Raw genomic sequence first — 14,834 nt, 5'->3', positions numbered from 1 at the left:
GACGGCCCGTTCGGCGGCTACATGGCCAGCGGCGTCGGCCGCGAGTACGGCAAGGTCGGCCTGACCGGCTACGTCGAGCACAAGACCATCACCCGCGCCCGCGGACCGGTCGGCGGCGGGGGCCACGGGTACTTCCGCAAGCGTTAGCTCGTCGACCTCCTCATCCACCCGGCCACCTGCGCGGGTACGCGGGAGTCGCTCGCGCGTTCGGGACCTGTCGGATCGCCGTCGAGGTGTTCGCCGAGCGGCAGGAGCTCGCGCAGGAGTCCTGAGGGCCGGAGAGCTGCCCTGCATGCCCGCCGCGTCGGCGCGCCCGGCGCGTTGCTCAGCGCACCACGTCGAAGACGTTCTTCTGCAGGCCGTTGGGGTACGCCTCGTGCTCGACCAGCCTGAGCTCGACGGCATCCTTGTCGGCCGTGCTGAACAGGCGCTTCCCGGCACCCAGCAGGAGCGGGAAGACGAGCAGGTGGTAGCGGTCGATCAGACCGGCGTCCGACAGGCTGCGGTTCAGGGCGGCGCTGCCGTGCACGATGATCGGCCCGCCCTCGGTCTCCTTCAGCGCGGCGACCTCGTCGAGGGAGCGCAGGATCGTGGTCCCGCCCCAGTCCGGCACCAGCCGGTCCTCGGTGAGCGTGGTGGAGACGACGTACTTCGGCATCGCGTTGTACGCGGCGAACTCCTCCATGCTCGGCCACACCGCGCCGAACGCCTCGTAGCTGACCCGGCCCAGCAGCATCGCGGAGGCCTCCTGCTGCTCCCGGCCCTTGATCTCGTAGGCCTCGGGGAGGAATTCCGTGTGGCTGAGGGTCCAGCCGGAGTTGCGGTAGCCGGGCTCGCCGCCCGGAGCCTCCACGACACCGTCGAGCGAGATGAAGGCGGTGCTGATCACAGTGCGCATCTTGGGTCCTGGGTCTCTCGTGCCTGCCGACATGTTCCGTGTGGTGAGACCGGTGCTCGTCCGGAAACTCATCGGTCCTCGAACGGCCCGCCGAGCACACACGTTCCCAGACGTGCGGCTCCGGCGGGCGGGAGCGGCGCGGACGGGCTCAGGGGTGCAGCAGATGCAGACGGCCCGGTTCGACACCCAGCCGCAGCGGGGTGCGCACCTCGCGGGTCGAGGTCCCGTCCATGTCCAGCCGGTGTGCTCCCCAGGCACGTTCGAGCCGCAGGCGGCGCACGCGCCGGGTCCCGAACGTGTCGCCGCACACCTCCAGCAGGCCCTGCCCGGTCACCCTGACGCGCAGCGGCCGGCCACCGGGCGTGGTGATCTTCTCGTTGTCGAGGATGAGCCGGGCGCGGCCCGGGTCCGCACGCAGCGAGAGCAGGCGGACCTCGCGTAAGGCGATGTCGAAGGACCGGTCCGCGAGATGGATGCCGATGACGTCCCGGCGCTGCTCCCCGGCGGTGCCGGGGCGGCCGACGGCCGGCCCGTCCGGGGACGCGAGCAGCAGCGGAACCTGCCACATCGCCGCCGCCCGCATGGCGGGCTCCGGCCGGGACGCTCCCGCGTGCACCAGCAGGCCCACGGCGGGGCCGGGCCTGCCGCGCGGCGGGCCTCCCGGCTCGCCGCCCTCCGGTATGGCGCTCAACTCCTCGCTGTCCACGCCGTGTTCGGCCAGCCGCGTACGCAGCGTCCAGGCCCGCTCCCGGTCGACGCGGTGCCGGCCGGGTACGACGCCCAGCCTGGCACGTGCGGCCGGAAGCGTTCCGGCGAGGCGGCGGGCGGCGGCGAGGAGGCACCCGATGTCCGGCGCGTCCCGGAGGCTCCCGGTGTCCGGCGGCGAGGTCGAGGGCAGCATGCGGGCTCCTTGCGCGCGGGGGGTCGGACCGGTGGGCGGTTCCGGTGCGGCCGTCCCCCCGGCCGCGGCGGAACGCGGCGCCGCACGGCACCGGGATGCTCGGGGGAAGGGTCCGTGCCCTGGTCCACGGTCGGGCGCCGCCGTGCGGGCACGCCCACGGTCCCGCCTCTGTGGCCCGAGGCGGCACTCCGGCGACTCCCGGCCGTTCAACTCTAACGTAACGCGAGAGTCATCCGGCGGTGAAGCCCGATGGCGGGCAGGTGAACAGCGGCAGAGCCTTCCATGTCGGCAGAGTTGCCTCACATTCGCACGGCCGGCGAGCAGGCGAACGCCGGCCCGCCGCCGGTCCGGTGCCGCCCGCCGCCGGTCCGGTGCCGTCCGGTGCCGTCCGGTGCCGTCCCGGCGCCGTGCCGCAGTCCCCGGCGGGCGTTCCCCGCCGGGCGTTCCCCGGCGGGCGTTCCCCGCCGGGCGTTCCCCGCCGGGTAGGGGAGGCGCGGTGGCGGGCCGTCCGCGGACGCCTCAGTCGTGGGCGGCGACGAGGTGGTCGAGCCGGGCGTCCGGGAACTCCCGCTTGAAGGAGTTGGCCTGCCACCGGTCCGGGAAGAGGGCGAGGTACGCCTTGTCCCGGACCCGGGTGAGCGCCTCGCCCCTGACGATGCGGGACCGGTTCAGCGCCTCCGCGCCGCCCGCGTCGGTGCCGCGGGCCACGTGGTAGGGCAGCTCCTCCAGCTTCACCGCGGCCGAGAACTCCCCCGCCATGCGGGTGCGGACCACGTCGAACTGCATGGGGCCCACGGCGGCGAGCACGGGCGCCTGGTCCCCGCGCAGGTCGGAGACGAGGACCTGGACCACGCCCTCCTCGTCGAGCTGGGCGATGCCCCGCCGGAACTGCTTGGAGCGGGACAGGTCGACCGGGCGGACGACGGCGAAGTGCTCCGGCGCGAACGTCGGCATCGGCGGGAACACCGCGGCCTTCTCCGCGTAGAGGGTGTCGCCCACCCGCAGCGCGCCCGCGTTGACCAGGCCGACGACGTCCCCGGGGTAGGCGGTGTCGACCATGGAGCGGTCCTGGCCGAAGACGCTGTGCGCGTACTTGGTGGCGAACGGCTTGCCGGAGGCGGCCCGGGTGACCGTCATCCCGCGTTCGAAGACGCCGGAGCAGACCCGCAGGAACGCGATCCGGTCCCGGTGCGCGCGGTCCATGTTCGCCTGGACCTTGAACACCAGCCCGGCGAAGGGTGCACCGACCGGCCGTACCCCGCCGCCCTCCAGTTCCCGGGCCGCGGGCGCGGGGGCGAGGTCGACGACCGCGTCGAGCAGCAGCCGCACGCCGACGTTGGAGATCGCCGAGCCGAAGAACACCGGCGTGCTGCGGCCCGCCAGGAAGGCCTCCTCCTCGTGCACCGCGCCGTCGGCGCCGAGGAGTTCCAGCTCCTCGGTCGCCCGCACCCAGTCGTCGCCGTGGTCGGCGGACGCCCGCTCGGCCGGCACCGGCTCCTCGACCGCCTCCCGGGCGCCGCCCGGGGTGCGGGTGTAGCGCAGCATCCGGCCGGGCTCCCGTACGTCGATCAGCCCGCGCAGATGGCCCGCGTCGCCGACCGGCCAGGTGACCGGGGTGGGCTTGAGGCGGAACTCGCGCTCGATCTCGTCGAGCAGTTCCAGGGCCTCGCGACCGGGCCGGTCCCACTTGTTGACGAAGGTGATCACCGGGATTCCGCGGTGCCGGCACACGTCGAACAGTTTGCGGGTCTGCTCCTCCAGCCCCTTGGCCGCGTCGATGAGCATGACCGCGCAGTCGACCGCCGCCAGCACCCGGTAGGTGTCCTCGGAGAAGTCGGCGTGCCCCGGGGTGTCGAGCAGGTTCAGCACGCACCCGCGGTGGGCGAACTGCAGTACCGCGGAGGTGACGGAGATACCGCGCGCCTTCTCCATCTCCATCCAGTCCGAGGCCACCCCGCGCCGCCCGGCCTTGCCGTGCACCGCACCCGCCTCGGTGATCGCCTGCGCGTGCAGGGCGAGTGCCTCGGTCAGGGTGGACTTGCCCGCGTCCGGGTGGCTGATCACGGCGAACGTCCGCCGCCGGGCCGCCTGCGCGGCGGCCGCTCCGCCCGGGGGCGTCATCGGGCCGCCTCCGCGCGGTACGCCACCGGCCGGCGCCGCGGCGGCTCGGGCCGCATGGCCTCGGGCCGCGGCCCGGCTTCGTCTCCGTACGTGCGCAACCGTGCCACCCGTTCCGTTCCTCTTGTGCCTCGTCGTCGTACGTCTCGCCCGAGCGCGCCGCCCTACGGGCCTGCTGCCGCCCGGAACGGGGGTGGTGACGGCCCTCGCCGGATCGGTCGTGGCGTGCGCGGGTACGCGCCGTCCGCTCGGGCACCGCGGCGGTCCGCCGCGCGCGCCGGAGCCTCGCGGTCGTCCGCCGACGGTTCCGCCGGCTCGCGCGCGGCGGGTGGGGACGCCCGGCACCTCCGGTACGGGTCGGGCCTGCCGACCGGCCCCCAAGCTACCCTCCCGCGCGGGAGGGTCCGCAAGTGGATCGACGCCGCGGGCGGAGGCGGCCCGCACAGCGGCCGCACGTACGGGTGACACGGACGGGGATCCACCCGCCCGGCCGCGCGCCGAGCGCGGCGCGGCCACACGCGGCGCCGCGCGGACTCGGCGCGGACTCGGCGCGGACTCGGCGCGGACTCGGCGCGGAGGAACCGCCCGGCCCGGCGCCGAGCCTGCGGCCTCGAGGGCACGGCCGTACGACCTGGTGGCAGGGCCGCAGAGGTCGGGGGCGGAGTGCGGTGGCGGGGGTGAGGCGGGGCGGGGGTGACGCATGGCGGGGGGGGGTGACGCGGGGCGTGGGGGCGCACGCCGGGGCGGGGCAGGGCGGGACGCCGGCGCGGAGGGCGCGCCGGCGTCCCGCGCGTCACCGGCTCGCGGGTTCGGGCTCGTACACGGCCAGCGCCCAGACGACGAACACGTTGAGGGCCATCATGATGATCGACCACACCGGTGCGTACGGCAGGAACATGAACTGGGCGACCAGGCTCAGCGAGGCCAGTCCGATGCCGACCGCGCGGGCCCAGGCGGCGCCGGACAGGATGCCCAGGCCGGCGACGACCGCGACCGCGCCGAGCACCACCAGGATCCAGCCCCAGCCGGTGAGGTTGATCTTGTAGACGTAGTCGCCGACGCGGGTGTACACGTCGTTCTTGGCGATCGCGGCGATTCCCTGCAGAACGGCCAGGAAGCCGTTGATCAGCAGCAGCACACCGGCGAACATCGTCCCCCCGGTGGCCCAGGGACTGTTGCCGCGGGCGGGAGGCGTTCCGTAACCGCCGGCGGGCGGACCGGAGTGGGGCTGTGCGGTCATCGGATCTCCGTCGGGTCGTCTCGTCGTCTCGTCGTCTCGTTCGCGCGGACGGTGGCCGCGGGGCCGGTCCGGCTACTTCGACCCTCGGCCCGATCGGAGCGGTCGGCCACAGGCGCGGAGCCGAACGGGTGACGGCGGGGACGACGGCGGTGACCGCGGCCGTCGGTGGGGACGGTGGCGGGCGGGGCGGTCGGCGCTCGTACGGAGCAGTGCCCTCGCCGGCGCGGGTGAGGCCGGCAGGACCGGTGAACGGCCCTCGCCCGCCGCGTGCCGGTCGGCGCGGCGGGCGAGGGCCGTTGGTGTGAACCGGCCGCTTCGACCGCTCGCCCGGGGGTGCGGTCGCGGCTCGGCGGCACTTCACTCGGAGAGGACGACCAGCCGGGAAGCACCAGCGATCAGGGAGACGGCATGAGCGGACGGGTGACGGCACGGAGCGCGACGGCGGCCGCGCTGGTGGCGGTGATCGCCGTGGGCGCGAGCGCCTGCTCGGGCGACGACGGCGGCTCCGCGTCGAGCGCCCGGAGCAAGGCGGCCTCCGCGGCGTCGTCCGTGGGTGCCGAGGTGACCGCGGCCGCCTCGTCCCTCGCCTCGCGGGCCGCCTCCGCGCTGGCCTCGGCCACCGCGGAGGCCGGGCGGCGCCTGGAGTCACTCAAAGGGGGCATCGACGCAAAGGGCGACGTGCGGCTCGGCGAGCCGCGGACCGACTCCGACGGGCGCACCACCGTCACGGTGACGGCCCGGAACACCACCCAGGACCAGCAGTCGTTCCTGGTCCAGGTGAACTTCCGGGACGACTCCGGCAACCGGCTGGACACGGTCGTCGTGACGGTGTCCGACGTGGCGGCGGGCGAGTCCGGCACCGCCACGGCCCGCAGCACGCACAAGCTGTCCGGCACCGTCAAGGCCGAAGTCGGCACGGCACTGCGCTACTGACCACGGCAGTGCGGTACTGACGCCGTCGCGTGTCGGCATGTCCCTCACGGGCGCCCGCCCGCAGCGCGCACGGTGTGGGCGGGCGGGGCGGCCCCGCGCCGGGTTGGGCCGTTCGGGGCACCGGGACGGACAACGGAACGCCGATCATCCGATTTGCGCATGTATGCGGGGATATGCGAAGTACGCTCCTCTCGCGTTCACCGGACCCGACCCGAGCCGCCTCACGGCAACGGGACGACACGGCAACGCGGCACGGCAGACGCAGCACGGCAGCGGCGGCAGCACGCCGCGGCACCGCAGGACGACACCGGAGGATCACATGGCCACCCTGACCGTCTGGAAGTTCGACTCGCCCGAGGGCGCGAAGGCAGCCGAGGAGACCCTGCTCCAGTTGCAGAAGCAGGAGTTGATCCAGGTACTGGACGCGGCGGTCGCCACCTGGCCGCAGGGGGCGAGCAAGCCGAAGACCAAGCAGCTGCACAACCTGACCGGCGCGGGCGCCCTGTCCGGCACCTTCTGGGGCATGCTCTTCGGCCTGATCTTCCTCATGCCGCTGTTCGGTGCCGCCGTGGGGGCCGCTGCGGGCGCCCTCGGCGGCAAGATGGCCGACGTGGGCATCGACGACGACTTCATCGACTCGGTCAAGTCCGAGGTCACACCCGGGACCTCGGCGCTGTTCCTGCTCTCCCGGGACGCCGTCGTGGAGCGGGTCAAGGAGGCCTTCCCCGGCGGTCACGCCCAGCTCATCCAGTCCAACCTGGACGGCGAGCAGGAGTCGAAGCTCCGCGAAGTCTTCGCGGAGTGACGGGCCTGCCGTGGGAGACGCAGTCGGGCAGATGCTGGCGTCCGCGCTCGGCATCGCCATCAGTCCCGTACCGCTGATCGCCATGGTGCTGATGCTGGCGACGCCGCGCGGGCGGACCAACGGCACGGTCTTCGCCGTCGCCTGGGTGGTGTCCCTGTCCGTCGTCATCACCGCGGTGGTGCTGATCGGCTCCGGCGCGGACGCCTCCGGCGGCGACGGGCACGCCCGCTGGACCCTCTGGCTCAAACTGGCGCTCGGCGTGCTGTTCCTGCTGATGGGAGCCCGGGAGTGGCGCGACCGGGGCGACACGGGCGAGGGCGGCGGCACCCCGGGCTGGATGCGGACCGTCGACGCCTTCACACCGGGCAGGGCGGCCGGACTGGCCGCGGCTCTCGCGGTGGTCAACCCCAAGAACCTGGTCCTGGCCGTCGGCGGTGCCGTCTCCATCGCCGGGGCGAACGCCTCGGCCGGCGGCCGCGCGGTGGCGGTCGTCCTGATGGTGCTGATCGCCTCCCTGTGCACGCTCCTGCCGCTCTCCGTCTACCTGCTGGGCGGGGACAGGTCGGCGCCCACGCTGAACGGCTGGAAGGAGTGGATGGCGGCCCACGACGCCGCCATCATGACCACGCTGCTGCTCCTGCTGGGCGCCAAGTACGTCGGCGACGCGGTGAGCGGCCTGACGACCTGACTACGGCTGACGACCTGACTGCGGCTGACGACCTGACTGCGGCTGCCTGACGGCGCGGCCGACGGCCTCACAGCGTGGCCGACGGCCCTGCGCGACCGCGCGGTGCGGGACCCGGGCCGCCCGTCACCACGCCTCGGTCTCCGCCGAGGCCAGGGACGGCGGCTCGCGCAGGGGCCGGCCTCCGAGCAACCGCATCGCGGGCGGCGGCAGGATCAGGACGGAGAGCATCGCGGCTCCCACCAGGGCGGACGCCTGGTCGGTGCCGATGATCTTCTGGTCCACGCCGATGGTCGTGATCGCCGCGACGAGCGGCAGGCACGTCGAGGTCAGCAGGGTCAGCGCGGCCCGGCCGGAACGGCTCAGGTCGGGCGGGGCGAAGAGGTAGACCGGACCTCCGCGCACGACGAGGAACAGCAGCAGGAACAGCGGCACCGAGGCCAGCGCCCGCATGTCGTGCACCAGCGCGTCCAGGTCGAACTCGATACCGGTGACCACGTAGAACAGCGGCACCAGGAAGCCGAAGCCCAGCGCCTCCACCTTCCCGACGACCTCGGCGCTGTGGGCGGGTGAGGCGCCGTGCAGCACCAGGCGGGTGAGGACGCCCGCGGCGAAGGCCCCGAGGAGGATGTCGAGGCCGAACGCCTGGGACAGGGCCAGCATGCCCGCCAGCAGGAACATGACGAAGCGGACCGCGAACTGCCCGCTGCTGTGCAGGGTCTTCTCCACCATCCGGGAGAACCAGGCCGGCCGGGGGCGCAGCGCCCACAGCACCGCCAGGGTGGTGATCACCGCGAAGGTGATCAGAAGGAACGCCGACGCGGCGGGCTTGCGCCCGCTGAGCAGCAGCGCCACGGCGACCACCGGTCCGAACTCGCCCACCGCGCCGAACGCCGACATCACGGTGCCGAACGGACCCCTCAGCCGCCCTTCGTCGCGCAGGATCGGCAGCACGGTGCCGAGGGCGGTGCTGGTCAGGGCGGTGCCGATGACGAAGGCCCGGTAGGTCTCGCCGCCGCCGAGCAGGAAACCCAGCGCGATGCCCACGGTCAGCGAGACCAGCCAGGCGCCCAGCGAGCGGCGCAGGGTCCCGCCCCGCACCGACCCGAAGTCGATCTCGTAGCCGGCGAGGAAGATCAGCATGGCCAGCCCGAGGTCGGCCAGGGCGTCGACGACCCGGTCGGCGTGGGTCAGGCCGAGGGCGTCCGGGCCGATGACGATTCCGAGGGCGATCTCGAAGATGACCAGGGGCACCCGGACGCGGCGCGCGGTCATTTCGGCGAGCAGCGGGGCCAGCACGGCCGCCGCCATGATCAGGACGAGGGTGCCCGGATGCGCCATGGGCCGCTCACCTCGGGCCGTGCGGTGCGGTCACGGCGTGACGACGGCGAAGTCCGGGTCCGGCTCACCGAGGTGGCCGAACAGCTCGGTCAGTCTGCCCGCGTCCCCGCTGATCTCGACGCCGGGCCGGGACGCCAGGTCGGCCGGGGCGGTCACGCCGAGCAGCACGCCCCGCAGTTCCGCCTCGGCGAGACGGACCTCGACGTCCGGCTCGGGGGCGGCCGCGTGGTCGCCCGTGACGTGGGTGAGGACGCCGTTGCACAGCCGCATCGTCACCGGCGCGCCGTCGGTGAGGTTCCACCGCACCGCGATGTCCGCGTCCCAGCTGCGCGGCCCGTCCACCCGGATCGCCAGCGCGTCGAGCAACTGGCCGAGACTCAGCGCGGCCAGCAGGTCGGGCGCGACCGTGGAGGTGGGGGTGCCAACCGAGCCGTGCCGCAGTTCCAGGGCACCCATCAGGAAGAAGTTGCGCCAGGTGCCGTTCTCGCTGCCGTAGCCGAGTTGTTCCAGGGCGTCGGCCTGGAGCGCGCGGGCCTCGGCGTTGTCCGGGTCGGCGAACACGACGTGGTCGACGACCTGGGCCACCCAGCGGTAGTCGCCGTCGGTGAAGGACTGCCTGGCCCGGCGCAGCACCTCCCCGGCGCCGCCCATGAACTCCACGTACCGCCGGGCGGCCTCCACCGGCGGGTGCTCCCACAGGTGGGCCGGGTTGCCGTCGAACCAGCCCAGGTAGCGCTGGTACACGGCCTTGGTGTTGTGGCTGACGGAGCCGTAGTAGCCGTGCGTGTGCCAGGCCCGCTCCAGCGCCGGGGGCATCTCGATCCGCTCGGCGATCTCCCGCGGGGTCAGGCCCTGGTTGAGCATGCGCAGCGTCTGGTCGTGCAGGTAGGCGTACAGGTCGCGCTGCTCGGACAGGAACCGGGTGACGCGCTCGCGGCCCCACACGGGCCAGTGGTGCGAGGCGAAGGCCACGTCCGAGGAGGCGGTGAACAGCCCGATGGCCTCGGTGAGGTACTGCGCCCACACGCGCGGGTCGCGGACCTGGGCGCCGCGCAGGGTCAGCAGGTTGTGCAGGTTGTGGGTGGCGTTCTCGGCCATGCACAGCGCGGCGTGGTCGGGGAAGTGGATGTTCAGTTCGGCCGGGGCCTCGGTGCCCGGGGTGAGCTGGAAGACCATGCGGATGCCGTCGACCGTCTCGGTCTGCCCGGTGCGGGTGATGTCGACCGTCGGCGGTAGCAGGCCGACCGCTCCCGTGGAGACGGTCTGCCCGAGACCCGCGCCGATCTGCCCGCGTGCGCCCTTCGGCAGGGCGGCGCCGTACATGTAGGCGGCGCGGCGGTTCATCGCGGTGCCGGCGTAGACGTTCTCGCTGACCGCGTGCTCCAGGAAGCCGTGCGGGGCGAGGATCGGCACCCCGGCCGCGACGTCCGCCTCGGTGACGACGCCGCGGACACCGCCGAAGTGGTCGGCGTGGCTGTGCGTGTACAGCACGCCGGTGACGGGCCGGTCGCCGCGGTGGGAGCGGTACAGCGCGAGGCCGGCTGCGGCGGTCTCCGCGCAGAGCAGCGGGTCGACGACGAGGATGCCCCGCCGGCCTTCCACGAGCGTCATGTTCGACAGGTCGAAGCCGCGCACCTGGTAGATGCCCTCGGTCACCTCGAACAGGCCGTGGTCGGAGCAGAGCCGGCTCTGCCGCCACAGGCTCGGGTTGGCGGTGTCCGGGCAGTCCTGGTCGAGGAACCCGTAGGCGTCGAGGTCCCACACGGTGAGTCCCTCGGCGTCGCGGATCACGCTCTTCTCGGCGGTGCCCATGAAGCCGCGCCGCGCGTCCTGGACGTCCTGGGTGTCGTCGAAGGGGAAGCGCCGCAGTACGGCCTCGTTGGCCCGCACGACGGCCGGCTGCGCGGGCCTGGCCTCGGTGTGCTCGGACATCTCGTACTCCCTGGCAGGCGACGGCAGACGGCCGGTCAGGTGCGGACCGGCCAGTGCCACCCTCTCCGGGGCGCACGCCCCCCGGCGAGCGGATGTCCGCCACTCGGGCGACCCGCGGCCCGGAGGGTCCGGCCGCCCTCCGCCGGACGGCCGACAGGCCGGCGGCCCGGCGGCCCGGAACGGCCACAGGCCGGCAGCACGGCACCGCCACGGCCGCGAAACGGCAGACCCGCCACGGCCGTGGAACGGCAGAACGGCAGAACGGCAGGACGACGGCCGGAACGACCGCGGGGGAGCGCGGACGACCGCCGCCGGAAGGACCGCGGGCGACCGCCGTCGGAGCGACTGCGGGCGACCGCCGCGCCGGTGGGATCACCCGGCCGCCGGGGCGGTCGTCAGCCGGTTCTGCCGGGCAGCTCGCCGTCGTGGGCCAGGACGCGGCGGGCGACGGACTCCGTGGACCGGCCCTCGGCGAAGGCCACGGCCTTGATCAGGTCGAGCGCGTCCGCGGCCGCCAGCCCGGCCCGCTCGGCGTGTGCGACGGCAGCCTCGTAGACCAGGTGGCGGTGGTCGGCGTCGCCGTACAGCTCGGGTTCCGCGTCGGGCCCGAGCAGCACGGTGTGCGTCAGTGCCTCGGCCACCCAGGCCGACCCGGAGAACGCGGGGGCGCTCAGGTCGGGGTCGTACAGCGTCAGCGCGCCGACGCACAGGTCGGCCGCCTCCAGGGGCACCGCCGCCACGCCGGTGAATCCGAGCGCGGCCAGTTCCGGGCCGTAGCCCGGCCAGCGGTGCTCGATCGCCGGCGGGCCGGACATCAGCACCGGGGCGTGCCAGCCGACCGCGTCCCGCGCCGGGCCCTCGTCCAGCATGAACTCCAGTTCCTGCGCCTCGCGGGCGGCCCCGTCGGACGCGGCCACCGCGAGCTGGCCCCCGCCCCGCGACACCAGCGTCATGCAGGCGCCCCGGGAACCGCACGCGTCGGCGACCCCGCTCATGAACTCGGGCCGGGGATCCTTCCGCCGCGACCAGGCCGTCATACGGCGGGCGTAGGCCTCGTGGAGCTCTGCGGCGGAGTTCTGCACGAGGGCGACCCTGCGGTAGCCGGCGGCGAGACGGCGGTGGACGTCGCGTCCGGTCGCGGCGGCGGCTCGGTCCTGGACGTCCGCCGCACGGTGGGCGCGGCCCGCCGCCGCGCGGGCGCGGGCGGCGCGCTGCCGGGCCGCGGCGGCGGTGTTCGCGGGGTTCTCCCCCGGGCTCATGGCGCAAGCGTACGCCTCGCGGGTCGGCCCGGCGGGGCTGTCGCCCCGTCCGCCGCCAACGGTACGAGCCCGCCGCGGCGCCCGCGGAACGGAACGCAGGTGACGCATGTGGCAGCCGATGCACCGCTCTGCGGCACCCGTGCCGTCACCCGACGAGCCGACCGGACGGACCGACCGGGCGGGCGGGCGAACCGGGCGGGCGGGCGAACCGGGAGGACGGACCGACCGGGACCGGGCGGACGGACCGGGCGGACGGACCGACCGGGACCGGGCGGACGGACCGGGCGGACGGACCGACCGGGACCGGGCGGACGGACCGGGCGGGCGGACCGGGCGGACCGGGCGGACCGGGCGGACCGGGCGGACCGGGCGGACCGGGCGGGAGTGTGCCGCCCGGGCCGCGTCCCGCGGTCACGCCATCCAGAAGAACACCGCCGTCATGCGCTTGTCCGCCAGCGTCGTGCCGTGGTAACCGGTCGCGCTGTGCACGAGGTTGGCGTGGTAGAGGAGCAGCCTGTTGTGCGCGTGGGGGACGCGTACGTCCTCCTCGAAGGCGTCGGGTGCCACGAAGCGGGTGCCGAGGGCCTCGACGAGGTTGGTGTGCGGGGCCCGGACGACGTTGCCGCCGAGGCGGCCGCCCGGGAGGGACTGGCGGTAGAAGCTCGTGCCGCAGTCCCGGGGCACGTCCGGGTTGAGGTAGAGGACGGCCGCGTAGCGGCACAGTGCCCGCGAGTCGGTGTGCGGGCGCGGCTCGCTCTCGCCCGCGCCGACGACCTGGACGCAGTTGTGGTTGAGCGTGCCGCCGCCGGGCGCCTGCTGCACCCAGAGGCGCTCGGCGCCGGTCGCCCGGCGCACCAGCCTTTCCACCCGGCCGAGTTCGCCGGGTTCCAGTCCGGGCATGGTCCGCAGCCCCGGCCAGGTCTCGGAGGTGTACGGGTAGCCCTGCGCCCAGTCGTCCCTGGCCAGGCAGCGCTCGCGGACGGCGTCCGCATCGGGCAGGACGTCGTCCAGCACCCAGTAGTCGCGGCCGGGGGTCGGCTTGCGGTACGGAAGGACGGGGAGGGCGGCGGGCACCCGCGGGGGGTGGGGGGGACGTGGGGACATGCGGCCGAATCTAGGGCGGCGGGATGTATCGACTCGCCCAGCGATCCGTTCGGAATCAGTCGTGAAACGGTCAACTGTTCGCCAAGGGCGTTCGGGGGGAGCGGTGTTGGGCCTCGGCGTCCCGGAGGCGTCCACTCCCCGCAGCGCACGGGCGTGCGCACGGACCGGTGCCCCGGCCGCCACCGCTGCCGTGCGCGGCGGGAGAGCGGGCGCCCTCCGGGGAAAACCCCTGCCGGACCGATGTGATCTTCCCGACCCCCGGCCCGGGCGGCTGGGCAGCCGGCGCCGCGGACGCCTACCGTGAGCAGGCCGTGGTGTTCGGGAAGCCGGTGTCAGTCCGGCGCGGCCCTCGCCACTGTGATCGGGGAGTACACGCTCCACGTCCCGCGCGCACGCGGGCGGGACGGCCACTGGCTGCCGGAAGGCGGCCGGGAAGGCGGGGCGCGAACGTTCGACCCGTCAGCCAGGAGACCGGCCGCGGCATCTCACGAACTGATCCACGAGGTGCTGGAGCGTGACCGGATGACCCTGCCCGACCCCTGCCTGCCCGCCTTCCGCCGACGGCGCGAGGACGTCCTCAGAACGGCGGGGCTGATGGCCGTGATCGCCGCCCTGCACGTCGTCGCCTTCGGGGTGCTGCTCCTCCTCGTCGTCCCCCGGCACTACGAGGTCGGCTCCCGGGCCTTCGGAGTCGGCCTCGGCGTCACCGCCTACACCCTCGGCATGCGGCACGCCTTCGACGCCGACCACATCGCCGCCATCGACAACACCACCCGCAAGCTGATGGCCGACGGCAGACGGCCGGTGTCGGTGGGCTTCTGGTTCGCCCTGGGCCACTCGGGCGTGGTCGTGGTCCTCGCCCTGCTGATCGCCGGAGGCACCCGGCTCGCCGGCCGCGTCACCAGTGAGGGCTCCCGCACCCACCAGGTGCTCGGCTTCCTGGGCACGACGGTCTCCGGGCTGTTCCTCTACCTCATCGCCGCCCTGAACCTCGTCGCACTGGCCGGGATCCTGCGCGTGTTCCGGGCCATGCGGAGGGGCACCTACGACGAAGCGGAACTGGAACGGCACCTGCAGTCACGCGGTTTCATGAACCGGATCCTCGGCGGGCTCACCCGCTCGATCTCCCGGCCCGGACAGATGTTCCCGCTCGGCTTCCTCTTCGGCCTGGGCTTCGACACCGCCACCGAGGTGACGCTGATGGTGATGGCCGGCTCCGGCGCGGCCGCCGGACTGCCCTGGTACGCCGTGCTGTGCCTGCCGCTGCTGTTCGCCGCCGGGATGAGCCTGTTCGACACCCTGGACGGCACGTTCATGAACGTCGCCTACCACTGGGCGTTCTCCCACCCGGTCCGCAAGGTGTTCTACAACCTCACCATCACCGGTCTGTCCATCGCGGTCGCCCTCCTCATCGGCAGCATCGAACTCGTCGGCGTCCTGCACGACCGGTTCCACCTGAGCGACGGGGTCACCGGCTGGATAGCCGGGGTGGACCTGGACCGCGTCGGCTACCTCGTCGTCGGCCTGTTCGTCACCGTGTGGGCCGTCGCTCTCGGGTACTGGCGGCTGGCGCGGGTGGAGCAGCGGTGGGCGGTACGCACCGCGGACCCCGACTGAC

At 74.2% G+C, this 14,834-nt stretch carries 12 protein-coding genes and 1 riboswitch; of the genes, 4 read left to right on the top strand and 8 right to left on the bottom strand.

Going from position 1 to position 14,834, the window contains the following annotated elements:
- Nucleotides 1-325 precede the first annotated feature (325 nt).
- The 4 genes from ACL02U_RS20000 to ACL02U_RS19985 form a co-directional block, all read right to left on the bottom strand.
- The gene (locus ACL02U_RS20000; RefSeq protein WP_412792220.1) at nucleotides 326-898 is read right to left on the bottom strand and encodes a dihydrofolate reductase family protein; all 573 of its coding nucleotides are present in this window, start codon (nucleotides 896-898) and stop codon (nucleotides 326-328) included.
- A gap of 148 nt (nucleotides 899-1,046) precedes the next feature.
- Entirely contained in the window at nucleotides 1,047-1,799 is a 753-nt protein-coding gene (locus tag ACL02U_RS19995; protein ID WP_412792219.1) for a hypothetical protein, read from the bottom strand.
- A 519-nt stretch (nucleotides 1,800-2,318) separates the two neighbouring features.
- A complete protein-coding gene (locus ACL02U_RS19990) occupies nucleotides 2,319-3,920 on the bottom strand; it encodes a peptide chain release factor 3 (RefSeq protein WP_412792218.1) in 1,602 nt (533 codons plus the stop codon).
- A gap of 790 nt (nucleotides 3,921-4,710) precedes the next feature.
- Nucleotides 4,711-5,157: a hypothetical protein gene (locus tag ACL02U_RS19985; RefSeq protein WP_412792217.1), complete on the bottom strand. Its 447-nt coding sequence runs from the start codon at nucleotides 5,155-5,157 to the stop codon at nucleotides 4,711-4,713.
- A 408-nt stretch (nucleotides 5,158-5,565) separates the two neighbouring features.
- Here ACL02U_RS19985 and ACL02U_RS19980 point away from each other — a divergent pair, with 408 nt between their 5' ends.
- From ACL02U_RS19980 to ACL02U_RS19970, 3 genes are all read left to right on the top strand, one after another.
- Nucleotides 5,566-6,090: an FxLYD domain-containing protein gene (locus ACL02U_RS19980; protein WP_412792216.1), complete on the top strand. Its 525-nt coding sequence runs from the start codon at nucleotides 5,566-5,568 to the stop codon at nucleotides 6,088-6,090.
- 319 nt (nucleotides 6,091-6,409) lie between these two features.
- A complete protein-coding gene (locus ACL02U_RS19975; RefSeq protein ID WP_412792215.1) occupies nucleotides 6,410-6,895 on the top strand; it encodes a DUF1269 domain-containing protein in 486 nt (161 codons plus the stop codon).
- Nucleotides 6,896-6,905: 10 nt separating this feature from the next.
- A complete protein-coding gene (locus tag ACL02U_RS19970; protein ID WP_412792214.1) occupies nucleotides 6,906-7,583 on the top strand; it encodes a GAP family protein in 678 nt (225 codons plus the stop codon).
- Nucleotides 7,584-7,706: 123 nt separating this feature from the next.
- Here ACL02U_RS19970 and ACL02U_RS19965 read toward each other — a convergent pair whose 3' ends face one another.
- The 4 genes from ACL02U_RS19965 to ACL02U_RS19950 all read right to left on the bottom strand — a co-directional run bounded on the left by ACL02U_RS19965 (nucleotide 7,707) and on the right by ACL02U_RS19950 (nucleotide 13,216).
- Complete coding sequence (locus tag ACL02U_RS19965; protein ID WP_412792213.1) at nucleotides 7,707-8,921, bottom strand: cation:proton antiporter; 1,215 nt, start codon at nucleotides 8,919-8,921, stop codon at nucleotides 7,707-7,709.
- Nucleotides 8,922-8,951: 30 nt separating this feature from the next.
- Nucleotides 8,952-10,853 (bottom strand): alkyl/aryl-sulfatase, encoded by a 1,902-nt coding sequence (locus ACL02U_RS19960; protein ID WP_412792212.1) that lies wholly within the window; start codon nucleotides 10,851-10,853, stop codon nucleotides 8,952-8,954.
- Nucleotides 10,854-11,248: 395 nt separating this feature from the next.
- On the bottom strand, nucleotides 11,249-12,112 hold the full coding sequence (locus tag ACL02U_RS19955; RefSeq protein ID WP_412792211.1) for a GAF domain-containing protein: 864 nt from the start codon (nucleotides 12,110-12,112) through the stop codon (nucleotides 11,249-11,251).
- Between the two features lie 411 nt (nucleotides 12,113-12,523).
- On the bottom strand, nucleotides 12,524-13,216 hold the full coding sequence (locus tag ACL02U_RS19950) for a DUF6445 family protein (RefSeq protein ID WP_412792210.1): 693 nt from the start codon (nucleotides 13,214-13,216) through the stop codon (nucleotides 12,524-12,526).
- A 295-nt stretch (nucleotides 13,217-13,511) separates the two neighbouring features.
- A riboswitch (cobalamin riboswitch) is annotated at nucleotides 13,512-13,711 on the top strand.
- A 27-nt stretch (nucleotides 13,712-13,738) separates the two neighbouring features.
- Here ACL02U_RS19950 and ACL02U_RS19945 point away from each other — a divergent pair.
- Complete coding sequence (locus ACL02U_RS19945; protein ID WP_412792209.1) at nucleotides 13,739-14,833, top strand: HoxN/HupN/NixA family nickel/cobalt transporter; 1,095 nt, start codon at nucleotides 13,739-13,741, stop codon at nucleotides 14,831-14,833.
- Nucleotide 14,834: the final 1 nt, after the last annotated feature.

It is taken from the genome of Streptomyces sp. MS06 (genome assembly GCF_047200655.1).
GTDB lineage: Bacteria > Actinomycetota > Actinomycetes > Streptomycetales > Streptomycetaceae > Streptomyces.
Note: the sequence above shows the minus strand (reverse complement) of the source record. Positions and strands in the feature narration are given on the sequence as shown.

Bases quoted from the DNA above. Each gene is read 5' to 3' on its own strand.
- ACL02U_RS20000 (WP_412792220.1), bottom strand. From the start codon at position 898: ATGCGCACTGTGATCAGCACCGCCTTCATCTCGCTCGACGGTGTCGTG.
- ACL02U_RS19995 (WP_412792219.1), bottom strand. From the start codon at position 1,799: ATGCTGCCCTCGACCTCGCCGCCGGACACCGGGAGCCTCCGGGACGCG.
- ACL02U_RS19990 (WP_412792218.1), bottom strand. From the start codon at position 3,920: ATGACGCCCCCGGGCGGAGCGGCCGCCGCGCAGGCGGCCCGGCGGCGG.
- ACL02U_RS19985 (WP_412792217.1), bottom strand. From the start codon at position 5,157: ATGACCGCACAGCCCCACTCCGGTCCGCCCGCCGGCGGTTACGGAACG.
- ACL02U_RS19980 (WP_412792216.1), top strand. From the start codon at position 5,566: ATGAGCGGACGGGTGACGGCACGGAGCGCGACGGCGGCCGCGCTGGTG.
- ACL02U_RS19975 (WP_412792215.1), top strand. From the start codon at position 6,410: ATGGCCACCCTGACCGTCTGGAAGTTCGACTCGCCCGAGGGCGCGAAG.
- ACL02U_RS19965 (WP_412792213.1), bottom strand. From the start codon at position 8,921: ATGGCGCATCCGGGCACCCTCGTCCTGATCATGGCGGCGGCCGTGCTG.
- ACL02U_RS19960 (WP_412792212.1), bottom strand. From the start codon at position 10,853: ATGTCCGAGCACACCGAGGCCAGGCCCGCGCAGCCGGCCGTCGTGCGG.
- ACL02U_RS19955 (WP_412792211.1), bottom strand. From the start codon at position 12,112: ATGAGCCCGGGGGAGAACCCCGCGAACACCGCCGCCGCGGCCCGGCAG.
- ACL02U_RS19950 (WP_412792210.1), bottom strand. From the start codon at position 13,216: ATGTCCCCACGTCCCCCCCACCCCCCGCGGGTGCCCGCCGCCCTCCCC.
- ACL02U_RS19945 (WP_412792209.1), top strand. From the start codon at position 13,739: ATGACCCTGCCCGACCCCTGCCTGCCCGCCTTCCGCCGACGGCGCGAG.